This is a genomic window from Bifidobacterium oedipodis (genome assembly GCF_012932425.1).
Taxonomy (GTDB): domain Bacteria; phylum Actinomycetota; class Actinomycetes; order Actinomycetales; family Bifidobacteriaceae; genus Bifidobacterium; species Bifidobacterium oedipodis.
Map to the genome: position 1 here is coordinate 150905 of NZ_JAAIII010000001.1, position 20391 is coordinate 171295.

The following is a 20391-nucleotide window of genomic DNA, read 5'->3' on the forward strand; positions in this document are numbered from 1 at the left end:
AAAGAGGTGGTCTCAATGACTGTTTCGATGATGATGCCTGCAGGTCACAATGCTGCGCTCAGTGTGAGGAGTGACGCTGAGACTGTTCATGAGAAACGTCAAGGGGCACGCGTGGTTACTGTGCTGATGACGGTGCTGGCCATGGTATTGATGTGGGGTGCTATGAGTGCGCTGTATGCGGAACCGGCGCAATCTAATGTCAGAAGTGTGCCGATGGTGAGCTACACCGTACGGCCGGGGGATACGCTGTGGTCGTATGCCTCCGCCATCACGCCAGCTGGCGAGGACGTCAGCGACACTGTGGCTGAGCTCATTGAGATCAATAATCTTGAATCGGGTGTTTTGGAGGCAGGACAACGTATTGTTGTGCCGGCGCAGTGAGCCTATACAAGCACAGTGTGTAGACAGTGATTGCAGGCAGCAGTGTGATGGACGTTGAATCATCGTGTTCATTCGATATATCCGGGGTGCGGCAACAAGGTATTGCAATAGCGAATGAGGCACGGCGAAACCCGTCATGCGCGGGTTTTCTAGGCATGCACGTTATTGTAGGGAGTATGCATTGTCCTTTTTGCCAAAACCCTGACACGAAAGTCATTGATACGCGCATCAGTGAAGACGGACATTCCATCCGTCGTCGCCGTGTATGCCCAATTTGCAACAAGCGTTTCACCACTGTGGAAAGCAGCATGCTGCTGGTCACCAAACGGTCGGGTGGTGCCGAGCCATTCAGCCGTGACAAAGTGATTTCCGGCGTGCGCAAGGCGTGTCAAGGCAGGCCCGTCAAAGAAGAGGATTTGAAACTGCTGGGGCAGAAGGTCGAAGAGGACCTGCGTTCTCGCGGATTGGCGGAAGTGTCATCCGACGAGGTCGGCAAAGCAATTTTGAAGCCGTTGCGCGAATTGGACGTGGTGGCGTATTTGCGATTCGCCAGCGTGTATCAGAACTTTGAAAATCTGCACGATTTCCAAGCAGCAATCGACGAGCTAAAAGAACAATAGTCAGTGATCAGTGGAGTATTGACCGGCATAGATGGGGCGTGGCAAACCTCAGCGGGTGCATGAATTGTGCCATAAATATGCCAGCAAACGACATGCATAAGATCGAATAACAGTGAAGGCCAGCTTGAGCGCTCAAGCTGGCCTTCACTGTTATTCGTTAATCACAGGGTCAGGAAATAACGCGCATACGAATGGTGCCTTCGATATTGCGCAGGGCTTCCAACGTTGCGGTGCTCGGGCGCTTGGCAACGTCAGTCACCACATAGCCCAACTCGCCTTCGGTGCCCAGCGACTGGAAGGAGATGTTGATATCTTCCTCGCCAAGCACGCGGTTAACATGCGCCAGCACGCCAGGCAGATTGGCATGCAGGTGCATAATGCGGCACGCACCCTTGCAATCGCCGAGATTGATTTGCGGCAGATTCACCGACAAGGAAGTGGAACCCTTGAACCAGTAATCCTCAAGACGCTGCGAGACAAAATGACCGATTGATTCCTGCGCCTCCAAAGTCGAACCACCGATATGCGGCGTCAGAATCATATTGTCTTCATTAGCCAAGGCAGTTTCGAACGGATCGCCGGTTTTCTTCGGCTCGATCGGGAACACATCCACGGCAGCGCCGGAGATATGACCGGAATCAAGATGCTGCTTCAGCGCACCAAGATCAGCTACGAAACCACGGGACAGATTGATGAAGATAGCGTCCTGCTTCATGTGAGCGAACTGATCCTCACCAAAGAACCCGGTGTTCGACTTGCGCCCGTCCACATGCAGCGTCACGGCATCGGACTGTTCGAGCAACTCGTTCAGCGTTTCGCAACGGTGCGCGTTGCCCAGGGCCAGCTTCTCTTCGATATCGTAGAACACCACGCGCATACCCAGTGCCTCGGCCAGCACCGACAGCTGAGAGCCGATGTTGCCATAGCCGATGATGCCAAGCGTTTTGCCGCGCACTTCATGCGAACCGGATGCGGACTTATCCCACACTCCGTGCTTCATGTGATGCGTATGCGCAGGAATACGGCGCATCAGGCAGATGATGTCGCAAATCACCAGCTCCACCACGGAACGGGTGTTCGAGTACGGCGCATTGAACACAGCGATGCCGCGCTTGCCTGCATAATCCAAATCGACCTGATTGGTGCCGATGCAGAAGCAGCCGACGGCGCTCAGGTTGGGGCGTGCGTCAAGCACACGAGAGGTGACGCTGGTCTTCGAACGAATGCCGACGACGTCAACGCCGTCCAGGGCCTCGATGAGTTCATCCTCGCCGAGGGCGCCCTTCATAGTTTCGACGACAAAGCCGTGATCACGCAACGACTTGGCCGCGTCGGGGTGAATGTTTTCCAGTAACAGTGCTTTGGGCATGTCTCCACCTTAGATGGTCAGGGACTTCTCGTCCGCTTTTGTCCGAACTATAACCAAACGCTGCGTGGGGCGGGTCATCGCCACATACAGATCAGAGGCTGCAACCAAGCGGCTTGCGGCGTCATCGCTAATGCGACCAGGCTCCACTACCACCACAGCGTCGAATTCCAAGCCCTTCACCGTTTCGGTGCCGCACACGCTGACCTGCTCATCCCATTCGCTCTGATCAATCAGACGCTGATATTGCGCGGGATCAAGTGTGGCAGACAGCTGCTGGCGCACAGCGTTGCGCACGGGGGCAATTAGTCCCTGCGGACAGATGATGGCGATGCGCCCGGTGCCATCGTCGGAGACGAACTGATTAGCAAGGGCAGTTGCCTCGTCGGCCACGCGTGCCAGCAACGAATCCTCATCGTCGACCACATGATGGGTGACAGAATCGGGAATGCGACGCACCGCGTTCACTGTAGAGATATACAGACCTTCGTTCTGCGCGAAGCGGGAGGCAAGTTCGGAAACCTCCTGCGGGTTGCGGTAGTTGATGGTCAGCTCGTTCAGATCCCAACGGGTTTCACCGAACAGGCGATTCATCATCTTCTCCCAGCGGCGCGTGCCTCCCAAAGCGGATGTTTGCGCCACATCGCCAACGATGGTGAACGAACGTGACGGGCAACGGCGGATCAGCATGCGCCAATCCATGGCGGTCAGCTCCTGGGCTTCGTCAACGACGATATGCCCGTAGGTCCATTCGCGATCCGAAGCGGCGCGCTGGGCGACCAGCTCGCCATCATCGCCGTTCATCTGATCCAACAGCATCTGGCTGGTGACGATGCCCTGCCCCAAGCCGGTCGCAGCCAAAGTGTCTTTGGCATACTGCTCCTCAGCGGCTTCGCGCGCAGCGGCAGCCGAGGAACGCGCCTGAAGCTTGGGATCGGGGCCCAACAAATCCATCGCCTCGTCAAGCAGCGGAATATCAGAGCGGGTCAGGGGAGAGCCCTTGGGTCGGGCCAGAGCCTTGACATCCTCATCGCTCATCCACGGAGCATAGGAACGCAGACGCTCGGGGCGTGCGAACAATTGGTCGATTAGCCAAGGGCCGGTCATCGGCAGCCAGCACAGGTTCAGCGTCTTGCGCACCTTCTCATTCATGCGCAGCAGCGACATCGCGCGATTCAGCTCCGCCTGATCGGGCGTGTAGTCCAACTGTTCTGCATATCGCATTTGCATGCTGGCAAGCATGGAGCGAATAAAAGTCTCACGCGCCTTGTTATGCGGCTGGCGCGTGCGCTTGGCGTCGGCTTGGGCCTGTTCGATATCCGAAGCCAGCATCGGCACCTGAATGCCGCTGATGGGCACGGTCGGCAGATTGGCAGGTACGCGAATGCGCGCGGCAATGGCATTGGACACCACATGAGCCATGCGCTTATCGCCCTTGAGCTTGGCGGCATGCGGGCTATCCGCGGCCGTGGCAGTAACGCCGGGGATAAGATCCGCGATAGTGCGGCTCACCACGCCGGTTTCGCCCAATGAGGGCAGCACCTGATCAATATAGTGCAGGAACGTGGAGCTGGGGCCCACCACCAGAACGCCAGAACGCTCCAACGTGCGGCGGTGCGTATAGAGCAAATAGGCGGCGCGATGCAGCGCCACGGCGGTTTTGCCGGTGCCGGGGCCTCCTTGCACCACAATGGCCCGATTCAGATCCGAGCGAATGATGCGATCCTGCTCGGCTTGGATGGTGGCCACAATATCGGTCATCTTGCCGGTGCGCCGGGTGCTGAGTGATGCCAGCAGAGCGCCTTCGCCGGTGAGCGTGCCGGCCGACGAAGCCTGACCGACCTGCTCGGAGTGCACATCCAGCACCTCATCTTCGACGCCCACCACTTCGCGGAAGCTCAATGTGATATGACGACGCATCACAATGTCGCCATGGTTCGACGGCGTTGCCTCATAGAACGGGCGAGCGGCATCAGCGCGCCAATCGGTCAGAATCGGTTCGTGGTCTTCGCTGGACAATCCGATACGACCAATGTAATGGCGTTCACCATTGCTCGCATCCAGACGTCCGAACACCAGGCGGTCTTCAACGGCGCGCAACTGGGTGAGGCGATTCTCATACATGGTGGCGAAGGAATCGCGTTCGGTGCGCTGCGTGGGGGAGCCGTGTGATCCGGCGGCGCGCACGGTGTCCAGACGCTGCCACATTTGGGCGCGCAGATCATCCAGACGCCCGTAGGCGCGATCGACTGCCTGCTGCTCTTCGCGCAGTTGTTCGGCGTAACTCGACATGCTGTGTTCTTCGTTTCCATTGCTCGGCGGACAAAAGTCAAGGCAGTCTAATTTAGCGCACGCCCCCTACCTTGCGACAGCTGTTATAGGGAGTATCCAGTGAACTTCTGGTGAATTCGGTGAATTCGCTTTGTTTCCGCGTTCGTCGCCATGCCCACTCGGCGTGCATGTACGGTTCGACACGCGCGGTTTATGGAGATGGCGGCGAAAAAGGATGTGTAAATCGTGCATGAGTGGGGAAAAATGGGGAACCGTGGGGTAAAGTGGTGAGGCAGTTGGTCTCAGTGTGTCCGAAGCGGCGGGAAAGGAGGCGTGACCATGGCAATCGGAATGTCGTCGGAAGACATGACGGGCGCGGAAAATAGCCCATCCGGCGGCATCGGTGATCTCATGGCCGGCCTGCCCCCGCTGTTGTTGGGAACCTACACGCCCAAAATCGATGCGAAGGGTCGTATGGCGCTACCCGCCAAATTTCGCTCCCAACTGGGCCAGGGCCTGGTCATGGCCCGCGGTCAGGAGCGTTGCGTCTATCTGTTGCCCTTCGATGAATTCCGCCGTATCGCCGGCCAGATCCAACGCACATCCGTGGGCAATAAGGCCGCTCGCGAATACCTGCGCGTGTTCCTTTCCGGTGCCGTGGACCAGCAGCCGGACAAGCAGGGGCGTGTGCTGGTGCCGCAGATGCTGCGCGATTACGCGAACCTTGGCTCGGACGTGGTGGTGATCGGTGTGGGCACACGCGCCGAAATCTGGAACAAGGACGCATGGGAGTCCTATTTGAACGATAAGGAACAGGGTTACTCGGATATCGCCGACGATGTGCTGCCGGAGGTGGAGTTCTGATGGTCAGTCAAAGCATGAGCGCCGCCAAAGCTCGTCAGAGTGGCGACCGTCTGGAATCCAAAACCGCCGCCGAAATCGCCGGACAGTCCACCACAGTACACCGGCCGGTGATGCTCGACGAATGCGTGGAGCTGGTGACTGGGGCGCTGCTTGACGCGCCCGACCCGATTATCGTGGACTGCACGCTGGGGCTTGCAGGCCATGCCACGGCATTCCTCAAAGCTGCGCCGAACGCGAAGCTTATCGGCATCGATCGCGATGCCGAAGCACTGGCACTGGCCAGCGAACGCATGCGCCGCGAGGGGCTTGCAGAGCGTTTCATTCCGGTGCACGCCGCCTTCGACCAGCTGGAACAGGTGTTGGACGAACAAGATATTGCACGAGTGGACGCCGTATTCATGGATTTGGGCCTGTCCAGCCTGCAAATCGATGAGGCAGATCGTGGCTTTTCGTATTCGCACGACGCTCCGCTGGATATGCGCATGGACACTAATCAGCAGCTTACCGCCGAACGCGTGCTCGCCACCTATGAGGCCGCTGAACTGACGCGCATCTTCCGTGACTACGGCGAAGAACGCTTCGCCCGCCAGATCGCGCGTGCCATCGTGACTCGTCGTGACAAGGAACCGTTGACCAGCACCGCACAATTGAACAGACTTGTTGACGAAGTGGTGCCCCAAGCCCACCGGCCGGCCGGCAACCCTGCCAAGCGCGTTTTCCAAGCGCTGCGTATCGAAGTCAACGGCGAATTGGACAAGCTCGCCTCCACACTGCCCCAGGCTGCGCGATGCCTGAATGTCGGTGGCCGGCTGGTGGTGGAGTCCTACCATTCGCTGGAAGACAAAACGGTGAAGGCCTTCATGGCACAGGGACTGACCATCGATGCGCCGGCGGATATGCCCATCGTTCCTCCTGACGCCCAGCCGTTCTTCCATGCCCTGACTCGGGGAGCCATGAAGGCCAGCGAACAGGAGATCGCCTCGAACCCTAGGTCGGCATCAGTGCGTTTGCGTGCCGTGGAAGTCAGCAGGCAGATTCCCGCCCGGTGGCGTCAGCAGTTCGCCGAGGCTGCCGAACACCCGCACAGCGCTGCTGGAGGTGTCTTAGCCAAATCCAAATCCGCAGGCAAAACAATAGGTAAAACCAGCAAACGGCGAATGAACACAGCACGACAATCCGATACGCGATCGAGGAGGAGCTGATATGGCGGCAACAGCACGCAGCGTGCGTTCCGACGTCAGTCGGCCGGCGGCCAAACCGCAGACTCCTCCGCGTCCCGAACTGCGACTGATCACCAACACAAAAGCACAGGAACAGAAGAATGTGTTCGGCCGGGTGCTGGCATGGACCAGATCACGCACCGCGCCGCTGGTTCACGTGGTCATCGCAGTGGTATTCCTTGCGGCAACCCTGATCGGTGCCCTGATGCTGCGCACCGAAATGGTGCAGAATTCCTTTGAAGCGCAGCAAATTGAGCAGAACATCAGCGTATTGACCCAGGATGTGGAAGACGATCAGGCCAAGCTGGATCAACTGATCGCCTCCCTGCCCGACAAAGCCAGTGAAATGGGCATGGTTCCCCAGCAGGGATCCGTGTCTATCGATCTCAACGGATATAAGCCAAGCGAAGGTGGATCGCAACAGTGAAATCAACGATTCAGAACATCATCCGCTTCTCCAAGGTGAAGACGTTCGCCTTTAAATGCATCGCCATAGGCGTTGTATTGGGTTGCGTGGCTTCAGCTTGCGTGGTGCGCCTGGCAGCCACGCAGCTGATCGGCGGTCGCCAAACCGCCATGGCGGCCACCGCCAGCCGCACCAGCACGGTGCCGCTGAGCTCCAAGCGCGGCCGTATCCTTGACACCAATGGCACCGTGCTCGCCCAGAGCGTCGAGCGTTACACCATCGTGGCGGATCCGCAGCTGGCGCAGGAATACGAACCGATTGATTGCACGGAGAAAACCAAGGACTACTGCGATCAGATCGACGGCAAACCCGTGGGGGCCACGGGAGCGGCGGCCGTGGCGAGACTGCTCGCCAGCGTGCTGGACGACACCAACGCTATGGAACTGGGCGCCAAACTGGCCGTTGACAGCCGGTACGCTGTGCTGAAGAAAGATGTGACCCCGCAGGTCAAGCGTGCCATTGATGATCTGAATCTCGGCGGTATTGTGTGGGGAGAACTTTCCAGCGAACGCCTGTATGCCGATGGTGACCTCATGGGATCCCTACTGGGTGGCGTGGATGCGGACGGCACCGGTGTGGCCGGCATCGAGCAGATGGAGAATGAGGCACTGACCGGCACCGACGGTCACGAAACATACCAGCGTGGCCTTGGCGGCGAGGAAATCCCCGGCACCATGACCGAATCCGTGGCTGCTCGCGATGGCGACGATGTGACGCTGACGATCGACCGCGACGTGCAATGGTACGTCAAGAAAGTGCTTAAGGAATCCAAAAGCACCTACGGATCGCCGTGGGTGATCGGCGTGGTCCAAGATGTGCAAACCGGTGAGATTCTGGCACTGGCGGATTCCGATGAGGTGACTGCCGGCACTGACGAAGCGAAGATGAACGCCTCTCGTGCCGTCTCGGAAACCTTTGATCCCGGTTCCATCGGCAAGGTCATTTCGATGTCTGGATACTTGCAAACCGGCCAGCACAAGCTCACCGATCAGTTCACCGTGCCCGATCACGCCACTTTCGAAGGCCAGGACTTCAAGGATGCCTCCGACCATGGCACCCAGCGCTGGACGTTGGCAGGTATTCTGGCCAACTCCTCGAATATCGGCATGATTATGGCCGCGGATCAGTACACCGATGAGCAGCGCTACGAATACCTTGTCAAATTCGGCATCGGCCAGTCCACTGGGCTGAACCTGCCAGGTGAATCAGATGGTACGCTGACCAGCCCCGACTCTTGGGATATCCGCACGCACAACACCGTGCTGTTTGGTCAGGGCTATACGGTCAACGCCCTGCAACTAAGCAATGTGGTGGCCACCATTGCCAACAAGGGCGTGCGTCAGCAGCAGTCGATTATCAAATCGACCACCAATGCCGATGGCAAGACAACCGAAACCAAAAAGACCGAAGGCACGCGCGTTATCGACGAGGATGTGGCCTCGCAGATGATGAACGCCATGGAATCCGTTTCCGACGTGTACTCCTCCTATGTGAAGGTTGACGGCTACCGTCTGGCCGCGAAGTCCGGCACTGCCCAGGTGGTTGGCTCTGATGGCACGTTGTCATCCATTGTTTCCGACTATTCCATCGCCATTCCTGCGGATAATCCGCGGTTTGTGGTGACCACGGTGATCAAGGATCCCAACGGCGTATACGGCGGTTCAACGGCTGGTCCGATCGCCGCCAAAATATGTGAGTTCCTTATGCAGAAGTACGAGGTGCCGGTTTCCAGCCCCCGTAAAGATGCTATTGCAGTCAATTGGTGATTGGACCAGGGAAGAAAGACGAGCGGTTATGAGCGCAGTGAGCGAATCCATTGCCCAGCGAACCACGTTGGGATTGCTGGCCGACCATTACGGATGCCAGATAGAACCAGCGTTCGCCACGAACGTGACGGTTACTTCGCTGTGCGACACCGTTGATTCGATTATTCCTGGTGCACTGTTTGTCTGCAGCGAGCATATCGCGGACATCGAGCGCGCCGCCCAGCGCGGTGCCTACGCCGTGCTGGTGCCGCGCCAATGGCGCGACCGCTGCCCACAAACGGATATACCGTTGGTGTTCGGCGATATCAGCGATCATATGCTGGGTGATTTGGCATCGAAGATGGCCGGCACCCCCTCCAACGTTATGGCGGTCTTCGCGCTCACTGGCGCGGATGCACTCACGCTGAACGAGGACGTGAATCATCTGGCCGATTTTCTGCACATGCTGGGCAATCCGGTTGCTGTTATCAGCGCCGCCGGCTCGCAATCCATGACGCGCAAACTCGATCTGACCTATCCGCTTGGCGTTATCGAGGCGCAACGAGCGCTTTCCGTATGTGCCGAAGATGGTGTGGCGGCAGTGATTCTGGCGTTGGACGACGCCACGTTTACCAGACATGCGCTTGAATCGGTGAATGTGGATGTGCTGGGTAGCCGTCGTGTCGTTCCTATCGAAGAGGCGGCGGGCATCAAGGCGCGCTACGCCTTTGAAACGGAAACAGGCTTGAAGGTTACGACTATGACGGCTGAATCGGATGAGCTGTCGCGAGAAGCGCCGCAAATCCATTACGACGGCAAGGCTGAGGGATTGTCTCTGGTTATCGCCATGGTGCTCGCGGCCGGCGTGCGCAAGAATAACGTGCGCTCCGCACTGCGTGTGGCAAGCAATCTGAAATAGGGCTAAAAGGAAAGGGTGAGGAGACAATAATGGTCCCCATGAGTGTGGCGGAAGTTGCCCAAGCAGTCGGCGGTCGCCTGATTGGCGGCGACGGGCTTGGCAAGCCGGCAACAAGTGCCTTGAGCGATTCGCGCCAGGTGTGCGAGGGGTCGGTGTTCGTGGCCATTAAGGGCGAACGCGTGGATGGTCACGATTTTGTGGCTGGTTTGGCCGATCGCGGTGCCGTGGCGGCTATTGTCGACCATGAGGTGCCGGATGCGGGACTGCCGCAGGTTGTGGTTGAGAACACGGTTGCGGCATTGGGGCAGCTCGCCAAGCACAATATTGCCCGCAGGCGCGCTATGGATGGTGACTTCGACATCATCGGCCTAACAGGTTCGGTCGGCAAAACCACCACCAAGGATCTGCTGGCCGCGCTGCTGGGCACTCTGGGTTCAACCGTGGCCCCGGTCGGCTCATTCAATAACGAGATTGGCTTGCCTCTTACTGCTCTCAAGGTCAATGAGGCCACCCGCTTCTTCGTAGCGGAAATGGGCGCCAACCATCTGGGTGAGATCGCAGGGCTCACCCGTATCGCGCCGCCGGACACCGCCGTCGTGCTGAAAGTGGGAGTGGCGCATCTGGGGGAGTTCGGTTCACGGGAGCGCATCGCCCAAGCGAAAAGCGAAATCGTCACTGGTCTGGTGCCCACTGGCACCGCCGTGCTGAACGCCGACGACGAACATATCGTGCCGATGGCGGCTCTGGCACCCGCCGACGTGTTGTGGTTCGGCTTGGAGGGTACGTCTGAGACTGGTGAACAGGCGGCGAATGCGAATAAGGTGTACGCCGATCATATCGACGCGGACAGCGCCGATCACGCCCGCTTTACGCTGCATACGCCGGATGGTGCCGCCGTGCCGGTGCATCTGGGCATTCCCGGCCGTCACAATACGATGAACGCCCTGGCCGCAGCCACCGTGGCCTGGCATTACGGAATGAAGACCGAAGCTATTGCCGCAGGACTCAGCGCGCAGCGGACCATCAGCCCGCATCGTATGGCGATCTCCACTGTGGAACGTGATTCAGCTTGCTTCACTCTGATCGATGACTCCTTCAACGCCAACCCCGACTCCATGAAAGCCGGTCTCGATGGTCTGAAGGCATGGCGTCCCGCCGATAACGGCACCCCCTGGCGCATCGCAGTGCTGGGCGGCATGCTGGAACTTGGCGGCGACGAATCCGAACTGCATCGCCAGGTAGGTGCCTATGCGGCATCCCTGGATCTTGACGCGATTATCGCCGTCGGCTCGGCCGCCGATCAGCACTTGGATGAGCTGGCCCAAGCATTGGCTGAGGGAGCCGAAGGTACCGGAGGATCCGAACGGACTGCTGGCAGCGGTACGCAGGGCTCAGGCTCGTGTGACACATTGGTTTCCTGGGTGCATGGCACCGACCAAGCCGATGCTTTGGTCACACGGCTGGCCAAGGAGCACGGCGATTGTGTGGTGCTGCTCAAAGGTTCGCACGCGTCAGGCCTGAGTGCTCTGGCACAATGCTGGACAACAAAGAACTAAAAGACGAAGAAGAAGAGGAAACTACTCGTGATTGCCCTGATTCTTGGAATGCTGGTGTCGCTGATCGTCACCATGATCGGCACCCCACTGCTGATTCGACTGGTGCATAAACTGCATTATGGCCAGTACATCCGCCAGGATGGCCCCCAATCGCATCAGGTCAAGCGAGGCACGCCAACCCTTGGCGGCGTGGTTATCAACTTCGCAATCCTGCTGGGATGGGGCGCATCCGCGCTCTACCGGTATTTGCACAACGGCGACGTGCCCTCATGGTCGGCTGTGCTGGTGCTGTTTGCCATGCTCTCGATGGGTGTGCTGGGATTCATCGACGATTTCGCCAAGGTGCGCAAAAAACAGAATGAAGGCCTGACCGTAGCCGGTAAATTCATTGGCCAGTTCATTTTCGCCACCGTCTATGCGGTGCTGGCACTGATCATTCCCACTAAAACCGGTCTGCCCTCCGCCCAAGCGGGCATGAGCTTCATTGAGCAGCCGTTCTTCTCCTTCGACTTCGCCGGCCGTGCGGTGGCGATCATCCTGTTCGTAATCTGGGTGAACTTCCTGATGACCGCCTGGACCAACGCCGTCAACCTCACCGACGGACTCGACGGACTGGCTGCAGGCTCCTCGATGATCTCCTTCACCGGCTTCGGCATCATCGCCTTTTGGGAAAGCTACCACATCAAGGGCGGCGGCCATGAAGGCTACACGTACGCCGTCTCCGACCCGCTGGATCTGACCATCATCGCCGTCTGCGCGGCAGTGGCCTGCTTCGGATTCCTGTGGTACAACTCGAACCCCGCCTCCATCTTCATGGGTGACACCGGCTCTCTGGCCTTGGGTGGCCTGTTCGCGGCCATGTCCATCGCCACACACACCGAATTCCTTGCAGTGATTCTGGGTGGCCTGTATGTGATGGAAGCCATGAGCGACGTGATTCAGGTCGGCTATTTCAAGATGACGCATAAGCGTGTGTTCAAGATGGCACCGATCCATCATCATTTTGAGCTCAAAGGATGGAGTGAAGGCAAGGTGGTAGTGCGGTTCTGGATGATCGAACTCATCTTCGTGCTGATCGCCTTGGTGATTTTCTACTGCGATTGGGCGAACCGTTCGGGATTGCTGTTCGGCTGATCACGTTGGCGGCGCTGGCGGCGCTGGCGGTTGATGATTGCCGCTGGTAGTCGTTGGTAGTCGCACAGCAATGCGCAGGCGATACATTCATCAGCGATAATCAATTCCCATAACCCCACGATGAGGCAAGCAAGGACTAAGGAGCAACAATGCAGGTAGCGGATAGCACGGTGGTAATTGCCGGACTGGGCGTATCGGGAACCAATCTGGCCGAAGTGCTGAAGGAACGCGGCGCGCATGTGATCGGCGTCGACGAGAAGAAGCCCGGTGCCGATCTTGATTCGTTCGATAAGGTGGATTGGGATTCGGTCGACTATGTGATGGCCTCGCCGGTGTTCAACCCACGCACCCCGTTCATCCTCGAAGCGCAACGACGGGGCATTCCGGTGATGAGCGAAGTCGAATTCGCCTGGAGACTGCGCGTGAACAACGCTCGCACCGGGCATCCGGCAGCATGGGTGGGCATCACCGGCACGAACGGTAAAACCTCCACCACCGAGATGACCTCCGTCATGCTCACCGCATGCGGGTATGACGCGCCAACGGCCGGCAATATCGCCTCCGGCAACATGGATATGGCCCTTTCCAGATGCGCGGTCAACCCACAGCATGATGTGTTGTGCGTTGAGCTGAGCTCCTTCCAACTGCATTTCACCGATTCGCTGGCACTCGACTGTGCGGCCATCACCAATATCGCCGACGATCACCTCGACTGGCACGGCGGTCGTGCGAACTATGCCGCCGACAAGGCCAAGGTGTTCCATAACGCTCGTCGCGTAATCGTCTACAATGCGCAGGATAGCTTGGTCAGCGAGCTTGCCGCCTCTGCGAAAACCGCTGAAGGCTGCCGCAAAGTGGGATTCACGCTGGAAAGCCCGCAGGTGGGCCAGATCGGCATCGTTGATGGCTGGATTGTGGACAACAGCGGTATTGCCTCGGGCAAGCCCGGCGACATGGTCAAGCTTGCGCCACTGGCCGAGTTCACTCATCTGACGGAGCCGGACGGCACTCCCTACCCGCATTTGGTGGCCGACGCATTAACCGCACTGGCCCTGGTGCTCGGCATGGGCGCGGCCTTGGACAAGGCGCTGGAAGCGCTTAAGGCCTTCGCGCCCGGCGGCCATCGCATCCAAACCGTGGCCGAGGCACAGGTGGACGGTGGCACGATTCGTTTCGTGGACGATTCCAAAGCCACCAATGGTCACGCCGCCAACGCTTCGCTATCCAGCTTCCCGGCGAAATCCGTAGTCTGGATTGCCGGCGGACTGGCCAAAGGCAGCCGTTTCGAACAGCTCGTGAAGGATCAGGCACATACCATCAAAGCGGCTGTGATCATTGGCAAGGATCAACAGCCCATGCTGGACGCATTTGCATCTCAAGCGCCGGATATTCCGATCACTGTTATCGATCCTGCTGACGACGGAACGGTTATGGCTCGCGCCGTTGAGGCCTGCGGCACTTATGCCACTGCCGGGGATGTGGTGCTGATGGCACCGGCCTGCGCTTCGATGGACCAGTTCAAGTCCTATGCGGATCGTGGCAACCAATTCGCTTCGGCGGCGAACGACTGGGCTCTTGCGCATGGCAAGAACTAAAACTTCCGGCAAGGCCACGTCACACGACGTCAAGCCGGCCCTGAGCATCACCGACTACACAGGCTGGCGCGGCCTGCTCAACCCCCTGTGGTGCTATCACGGCTTCCGCGTGGCCGTGGTCGGCTTGACCAGCTTCGGCCTGATCATGGTGTTTTCCAGTTCCACAGTCACCATGACCTCGCAAGGCAAGTCCCCATTCGTTCAGCTGCTGAGTCAAGGTGCCTTCTGCATCATCGGCGCTGTGCTTGGCTTTATTGCCATGCTGATGCCGGTGCTGTTCTGGAAACGCGTGGGTGCCTTGATCATGATCTTTGCTGTGATTTTGCAAGGACTGACCTTTACGCCGTTGGGCACGGACGTGTATGGCAACCGAGGATGGCTGAACCTTGGGGTCACCACCATTCAGCCCGCCGAATTCATGAAATTCGCCCTCTGCGTTTGGCTGCCTTCGTCACTGGCCTCTTGCAAGGTGATGTACCGCAAAGAAGGCGTCAAAGCCTATCGTGTGCCCCTGATCGGCTATCTGCTGGGACTTGGTCTGGTAGTGGGGGGCAAGGATCTCGGTACTGCGATGATTCTTATCTTCATCGGTGTGGTGGCGCTGCTGATCTCCGGATTCCCATTGAAATGGATGGCATTGGGTGCACTGGTTGCGGCAGTCGGCGTCGCTGCGCTGGTGATTTCCAGCCCCAATCGTATGCGCCGTATTTTCGCCGCCTATGGCGACTGCTCGTCAGCCGACGCGCAAAGCGTATGCTATCAATCCATCCATGCCAACTATGCCATCGCCTCCGGCGGTCTGCTGGGCGTCGGTATTGGCAATTCGCGTGAGAAATGGAATTATCTGCCGGCCGCGCACAACGATTTCATCTATGCGGTGATCGGTGAGGAAACCGGTTTTGTGGGATGCATGATCGTGCTGCTGTTCTTCGTGATTCTCGGCTGGTGCATGATCGCCGTGGCTTTGCAGGTCAGCGATCGATATGTCTCCATGGTGCTGATGTGCATCACCATTTGGATTGTGGGCCAAGCGTTGGTCAACATCGGCGTGGTCGTTGGCGTGTTCCCTGTGCTGGGCGTGCCGATGCCCTTCGTCTCCGCCGGCGGATCATCGATGATCATGTGCCTGAGCGCCGCAGGCTTGGCAACAGGCATGATGCGCTCCCAGCCACAGATTCGGCAGGCACGACAAAGCGCATAATCACGCATAATCATACGTAGAGCACGGCATCACATGCAGCGAAATCACCATGAAATTACTATGGATGCTGCAGCGACAAGGAAGACCAGGAAACGGACGGAAGAACTATGAGCAACCACACATCACATGCACCGCATATCGTTCTCGCAGGCGGTGGCACCGCCGGGCATGTCAACCCGCTGCTGGCGGTCGCCGGTGCCATCCGCAGCATTGAACCGCAGGCGCAGGTCACGGTGATCGGCACTGCCGTTGGCTTGGAGAAAGATCTCGTGCCACAGGCCGGACTGGAACTCGACACCATCGAAAAGGTGCCGTTCCCGCGCCGGCCCAATCTGTACATGCTCAAATTCCCCGGCAAATGGAAGCGTGAAACCGCCAAGGTGCGTGCCATTCTCGAAGCTCGCCAGGCCGATGTGGTCGCAGGATTCGGCGGCTATGCTTCCGCACCTGTGTATGCCACCGCACACCGGATGGGCATTCCGATCGCCATCAACGAACAGAACGCGCGCGCGGGCATGGCCAATAAGCTCGGTGCCCGTTGGGCCGATTACATCGGTGTTGTGTACGAAGGCTCCGGTCTGAACGCGCGCAAGGGCGCAACACTGGAGCGTGTCGGACTGCCGTTGCGCCCGGCAATCGCCGAATTGAGCCGCAGCATCGAATCCGATCGGGATGGTGTGCGTCGCAAGGCCGCCGCTGAACTGGGCGTGGATCCCAATCGTCCGCTCGTACTGGTCACCGGTGGGTCTCTGGGCGCGCAAAGCCTCAACCGTGCCATCGCCGCTTCGGCCAAAGAACTGTTGGCGCACGCGCAGATTATTCACCTGACCGGACGCGGCAAAATCGATGAGGTACGTGAATTGGTGTCTGCTTCGGCTGGCAGCGATGTGCTGTCCGGCGTTGGAGAGCAGTCGGCCGGTCAAGGCGATTACCATACAGCTGAATATCTCGAACGCATCGATCTGGCGTTCGCCTGCGCCGATCTGGTGATTTGCCGTGCTGGTGCGGGCTCGGTATCCGAGCTTGCGGCGCTCGGCTTGCCCGCCATCTATGTGCCACTGCCAATTGGCAACGGCGAACAGCGCTTCAACGCCGAACCCGTAGTCAATGCCGGAGGCGGACTGATGGTGGCAGACCGCGATCTAACGCCGGCATGGGTGCGCGATCATGTGCCCGCACTGCTGGCCGATCGTCAGCGTCTTGCCCAGCTGGGACGTAACGCTTGGGGCTACGGCATTCGTAATGCTGCCGAAGTCATGGCCAAGCGCATCCTCGAACTGGCGCGCTGAGCACTGAACCACCGAGCGCTAGCCTCACTGATCGTTAGCCCCACCGAGCACTGACCTACCGAGTCGCCGGGGCTCGCGTCTTGACTCATTCCTGCAGTCCGCTGTCGGCGGCACGGTACCGTATCGTGCCGCACTGTATCGCACCCAACGCAAGCCAATGCATTTCAACAATACGAACGACGATGTGTCACCAGTGTGAGACCTTGTCGTTAGCCGGTATTTGGCGCGGGGTGCGACCATAATATAGGCGTTACACACATCCCGCAAGGAGCTGTCATTGTCTTCGTCATCGTCCTGTGAAGAACCCATCGTGCTGGATCCAACCCATGCAGCATTCGCACCCGAAGCGCGTCCGGCCGACCTTGGCCCCACCCACTTCATCGGCATCGGAGGTGCCGGCATGAGCGTGCTAGCCGAAATGCTGAACGCCGAAGGTGTGGCGGTGGACGGTTCCGACCGCGAACGCAGCAGCAAAACCGATCGCTTGCAGGCGCTCGGTATCCGCGTGGAATTTGGCCAACGGCCTGAGAATGTTGCCGGGGCGCGCACGGTGGTCTATTCCAGCGCCATCAAACCCGATAATCCCGAAATCGTGGAGGCGCAGGCTGCGGGCGCGCACATCGTGCACCGCAGCGATATTCTCGCATTGCTGATGAACGGCAAACGTGCTGTCACTGTGGCCGGTGCGCACGGCAAAACCACCACAAGCTCCATGCTGTCCCATATTCTTGTATCCCTTGGCGCTGATCCGAGCTATGCCATTGGTGGTGCCATCCAAGGGCCCGATGGCACCACGCTGGATGGCGGTCACGCCGGCAAAGGATCGGTGCTGGTTGCCGAAGCGGACGAATCCGACGGCAGTTTCGCCAAATATCATCCAGCTATTGCCATTATTACCAATGCCGAGGCTGACCATCTCGACCATTACGGCGATGAGGCACATTATCGCGCAGCTTTTGTAAACCATGCCGGTCACGCTTGTGAGCATGTGCTGGTGTGCGCTGATGACCCTGACGCACTGGCCGTCGTTGCCGCCCTGCCTGCCGAAGTCAAGGCACGTACCGTGCTTTATGGCACTGCGCCGGCCGACCAACTGGTTGGTGACGAAGACATGCGTGCGAGTGTGGACGTGTCGATGCTGAAGGCCTATGTGCATATCGACTCTGAGCGTGAATCGGCCGGCAGCGGATTGGAAAGCTTCACCCTGCATCTGCCTGCGGCCTTGACTGGGGGAGCGGACATCGACCAGCCTGTCGCATTGCGTGTGCCCGGCATCCATAACGCCCGCAATGCCGCAGCCGCAATCACCGCCGCCGTGCTGCTTGGTGAGGATGCGGATGCCGCGGCTGAGGCAGCCGGCACCTTCCTTGGCGCGGCGCGACGCTTCCAGATTCGCGGCACTGTCAAGCAGGTCACCGTAGTGGACGACTATGCACATCATCCCACTGAAATCGCCGCGTTGCTCGACGCCGCTCGACGTCGCTACCCGGACTCCACGATTCGCGTGATCTTCCAGCCGCACCTGTTCTCTCGTACCAAGTTCTTCGCCAAGCAATTCGCCGAAGCGTTGGCCAAGGCCGATGATGTGATTGTCACCGGCATTTTCCCTGCCCGCGAGAAGCAGGCTGATTTCCCGGATATCAACGCCTCCACCATCGTCGAGGCGGCGGCCGGGCTGAAAAATGCCGATCAGGGCCAGTGGATTCAGCCGGTTGAAGATATGCGTTTGGCGGCTGGAATGATGGCCATGCGCGCTCATCACGGCGATGTGGTGTTCACTGTAGGTGCCGGAGACGTCACCGAAATGGGACGTGTGCTGCTCGCTGCGCTTGAGGCGCATCGCGAAAGTTGCGAGTGATGGCCGGGCGCAAGATCAGCTCGTCATCCGGCGGCAGTGCCAGGTCTTCAGGCAACGCCAAGTTTTCGGGCAGTGCTAGGACTTCGAGTAGTGGCAAGCTTTCGGGCACTGCGCGAACTTCGGGCGGCACTAGGTCGCTCAGCGGTGCCAAATCCTTGAAAAAAGGCAAGCCCTTAGGCAATGTTAAGGCAAACGGGCATATCAGAACCACGAAGTCGGTGCGCACGCGTGATGTTGTTAAGCGCACTGGCTCCGCGGCCGCTCACACTCCCCGAAAGCCGCGTGCCGTCGAATCTCACGCACCGCAGACTCGCCAGTCCGCGTCGCCCCGCAGCGTGCGCACCACTCGTTCCGTTGCCGCGCAAGCGGTGCCTGACACCAAGGCCGTAACCCAAGCCAAGGGGGAGTCGGGTGCCTTTGTGGATGCCCGCGCGCTGCGCAGCGAAGACTATGTCACCGAAACGTTGCGGCAGACCGCTGGCTCACTGGGCATCGCTTCACGGCCTAAAGTGGTGGATTTCAGTGAAAGGTCTCGGGAGCGCAAGCGTGCGAGCCTGCGCGTTATCGCTATCCGCACGGCGGCGGTACTTGCATCTCTCGCTGTGCTGGGCGCACTGATTTGGCTGCTGTTCTTCTCTACCGTGTTTCGTTTGGAAACATCGGCAATTAGTGTGTCCGGCGCCAACGAATGGGTCAGCGAGCAGACGATTCGTCAGATTGCGGACGGACAGGCAGGCAAGTCACTGTTTTTGGTATCCACTGATGAGGTATCCGATCAGTTGAAGGAGATTCCCGGCGTCAGCGAGGCCAAGGTGTCCAAACAGTTCCCCAAATCGATGAGTGTGGAGGTTAAGGCGCAAAAGCCAGCGGCCATGCTGAAGGCAGGTGATACGCTTACCGCCGTGGATTCCAAGGCGCGTGTGCTCAATTCGGTGTCTGACGCGAACGCCAATGGCATTCCCGTTATCGAAGTGCGCAATGTTGAGACCAGCTTGAAGAACCAGTCGGTGAAGGAGGCGCTGACCATTCTGGGCGCCTTGCCTGAATCAATGCGGCAGTCGATTACCAAGGTCACCGCCGAAACCCAGGATTCCATCACCACCACGTTGAACGACGGCCAACGTGTTATTGTATGGGGCGACTCCTCTGAACTGAAGCTCAAAATGGCTGTGGTCGACAAAATCATCAACGATCCGAACGTGATCGGCGACAAAACGCAGGTGGATGTTTCTGCGCCGCTCAAACCCATCATCAAATAGTCGGATAGGCGGGCGGTTCACAGGCGGCCCAGGCCGCTTATTAACCCGTCCAAGAACTGGGATGCAGTTCACAGCGGGGCCCGTTGTTCTTTCGTTGTTCGCTGATGTTCGTCTCTGGCGGAATTTGGCGATTGGAGCCGGAAGGTGTACGATGAAACGTCCGAGCGCATATGGTGTGCCGCATGTGTTCGGAAAGCTTGATAATTCAAGATTGGGGCCGATCGGTTTCGACGGTGATCTGTTCGTCGCAGGGAAGCGTGCCGAGAACGCAGGGTCCACTCGTGGATGTCCCCTGCAAAAGAATAAGTGCTAAATCTAACCGCACTGAGTTCGCTCTCGCTGCCTGAGCTTCGCGCCAGGATTAACCAGTGAGCAGCCGCTCCGTTCACTCTCTCTCGTCTTCGGGGAGAAGCTGAGCGTCGTTAAGAAGACTTGCTGATGCAGCTGAGCTTCAGGGCTGTGTCGGGACTTTAACTGCAGATATGCCCGCCATCAGTTGTCTGCGACATAGATGGGGGCAGAAAAACTGCCAAATGGTCAGCAGACTACGCACGTAGAAGACTGTGGGCTCGGTCACCGGACCGGGGTTCAATTCCCCGCGGCTCCACTATTGTAAACCCGCTGGAAACAGCGGGTTTTTCTGTATT

Annotated in this window: 16 protein-coding genes and 1 other RNA gene; 15 read left to right on the forward strand and 2 right to left on the reverse strand. The window is 58.7% G+C overall.

Annotation, left to right across the window (positions count from 1 at the left end; all coding sequences use genetic code 11):
• The first annotated feature begins 111 nt into the window (after nucleotides 1-111).
• Together G1C95_RS12460 and nrdR are read left to right on the forward strand one after the other, a co-directional pair.
• Nucleotides 112-381, forward strand: a complete 270-nt coding sequence (locus G1C95_RS12460; RefSeq protein ID WP_335341382.1) for a LysM peptidoglycan-binding domain-containing protein — start codon at nucleotides 112-114, stop codon at nucleotides 379-381.
• A gap of 176 nt (nucleotides 382-557) precedes the next feature.
• Nucleotides 558-1001 (forward strand): transcriptional regulator NrdR, encoded by a 444-nt coding sequence (gene nrdR, locus G1C95_RS00630; RefSeq protein ID WP_169171481.1) that lies wholly within the window; start codon nucleotides 558-560, stop codon nucleotides 999-1001.
• A 169-nt stretch (nucleotides 1002-1170) separates the two neighbouring features.
• Here nrdR and serA read toward each other — a convergent pair whose 3' ends face one another.
• Together serA and G1C95_RS00640 are read right to left on the reverse strand one after the other, a co-directional pair.
• The gene (gene serA, locus G1C95_RS00635; RefSeq protein WP_169171018.1) at nucleotides 1171-2370 is read right to left on the reverse strand and encodes a phosphoglycerate dehydrogenase; all 1200 of its coding nucleotides are present in this window, start codon (nucleotides 2368-2370) and stop codon (nucleotides 1171-1173) included.
• Nucleotides 2371-2379: 9 nt separating this feature from the next.
• Nucleotides 2380-4659 (reverse strand): HelD family protein, encoded by a 2280-nt coding sequence (locus G1C95_RS00640; RefSeq protein ID WP_169171019.1) that lies wholly within the window; start codon nucleotides 4657-4659, stop codon nucleotides 2380-2382.
• A 345-nt stretch (nucleotides 4660-5004) separates the two neighbouring features.
• Here G1C95_RS00640 and mraZ point away from each other — a divergent pair, with 345 nt between their 5' ends.
• The 13 genes from mraZ (at nucleotide 5005) to ssrA (ending at nucleotide 20354) form a co-directional block, all read left to right on the forward strand.
• Nucleotides 5005-5502 (forward strand): division/cell wall cluster transcriptional repressor MraZ, encoded by a 498-nt coding sequence (gene mraZ / locus G1C95_RS00645; protein WP_240947386.1) that lies wholly within the window; start codon nucleotides 5005-5007, stop codon nucleotides 5500-5502.
• Nucleotides 5502-6704 (forward strand): 16S rRNA (cytosine(1402)-N(4))-methyltransferase RsmH, encoded by a 1203-nt coding sequence (gene rsmH / locus G1C95_RS00650; RefSeq protein ID WP_277348147.1) that lies wholly within the window; start codon nucleotides 5502-5504, stop codon nucleotides 6702-6704. The genes mraZ and rsmH overlap by 1 nt, the downstream gene beginning before the upstream one ends.
• 1 nt (nucleotide 6705) lies before the next feature.
• The gene (gene ftsL / locus G1C95_RS00655) at nucleotides 6706-7149 is read left to right on the forward strand and encodes a cell division protein FtsL (protein ID WP_169171020.1); all 444 of its coding nucleotides are present in this window, start codon (nucleotides 6706-6708) and stop codon (nucleotides 7147-7149) included.
• Nucleotides 7146-8954 (forward strand): peptidoglycan D,D-transpeptidase FtsI family protein, encoded by a 1809-nt coding sequence (locus G1C95_RS00660; protein ID WP_169171021.1) that lies wholly within the window; start codon nucleotides 7146-7148, stop codon nucleotides 8952-8954. The genes ftsL and G1C95_RS00660 overlap by 4 nt, the downstream gene beginning before the upstream one ends.
• 28 nt (nucleotides 8955-8982) lie before the next feature.
• Entirely contained in the window at nucleotides 8983-9852 is an 870-nt protein-coding gene (locus tag G1C95_RS00665) for a hypothetical protein (RefSeq protein WP_169171022.1), read from the forward strand.
• A gap of 29 nt (nucleotides 9853-9881) precedes the next feature.
• Nucleotides 9882-11408 carry a UDP-N-acetylmuramoyl-tripeptide--D-alanyl-D-alanine ligase gene (locus G1C95_RS00670; protein ID WP_169171023.1) on the forward strand — a complete coding sequence of 509 codons (1527 nt, stop codon included), beginning with the start codon at nucleotides 9882-9884 and terminating at the stop codon, nucleotides 11406-11408.
• A 27-nt stretch (nucleotides 11409-11435) separates the two neighbouring features.
• Entirely contained in the window at nucleotides 11436-12542 is a 1107-nt protein-coding gene (gene mraY / locus G1C95_RS00675; protein ID WP_169171024.1) for a phospho-N-acetylmuramoyl-pentapeptide-transferase, read from the forward strand.
• A 149-nt stretch (nucleotides 12543-12691) separates the two neighbouring features.
• Complete coding sequence (murD, locus tag G1C95_RS00680; protein WP_169171025.1) at nucleotides 12692-14137, forward strand: UDP-N-acetylmuramoyl-L-alanine--D-glutamate ligase; 1446 nt, start codon at nucleotides 12692-12694, stop codon at nucleotides 14135-14137.
• Nucleotides 14124-15338 (forward strand): putative lipid II flippase FtsW, encoded by a 1215-nt coding sequence (gene ftsW, locus G1C95_RS00685; protein WP_169171026.1) that lies wholly within the window; start codon nucleotides 14124-14126, stop codon nucleotides 15336-15338. Before murD ends, ftsW begins: the two co-directional genes overlap by 14 nt.
• Before the next feature lie 107 nt (nucleotides 15339-15445).
• Complete coding sequence (locus G1C95_RS00690) at nucleotides 15446-16627, forward strand: UDP-N-acetylglucosamine--N-acetylmuramyl-(pentapeptide) pyrophosphoryl-undecaprenol N-acetylglucosamine transferase (RefSeq protein ID WP_169171027.1); 1182 nt, start codon at nucleotides 15446-15448, stop codon at nucleotides 16625-16627.
• A gap of 310 nt (nucleotides 16628-16937) precedes the next feature.
• On the forward strand, nucleotides 16938-18485 hold the full coding sequence (gene murC, locus G1C95_RS00695; RefSeq protein WP_417852243.1) for a UDP-N-acetylmuramate--L-alanine ligase: 1548 nt from the start codon (nucleotides 16938-16940) through the stop codon (nucleotides 18483-18485).
• Nucleotides 18486-18853: 368 nt separating this feature from the next.
• Nucleotides 18854-19744 carry a cell division protein FtsQ/DivIB gene (locus G1C95_RS00700; protein ID WP_335341394.1) on the forward strand — a complete coding sequence of 297 codons (891 nt, stop codon included), beginning with the start codon at nucleotides 18854-18856 and terminating at the stop codon, nucleotides 19742-19744.
• A 213-nt stretch (nucleotides 19745-19957) separates the two neighbouring features.
• Nucleotides 19958-20354, forward strand: a transfer-messenger RNA (tmRNA) gene (ssrA, locus tag G1C95_RS00705).
• The last annotated feature ends 37 nt before the right edge of the window (nucleotides 20355-20391 follow it).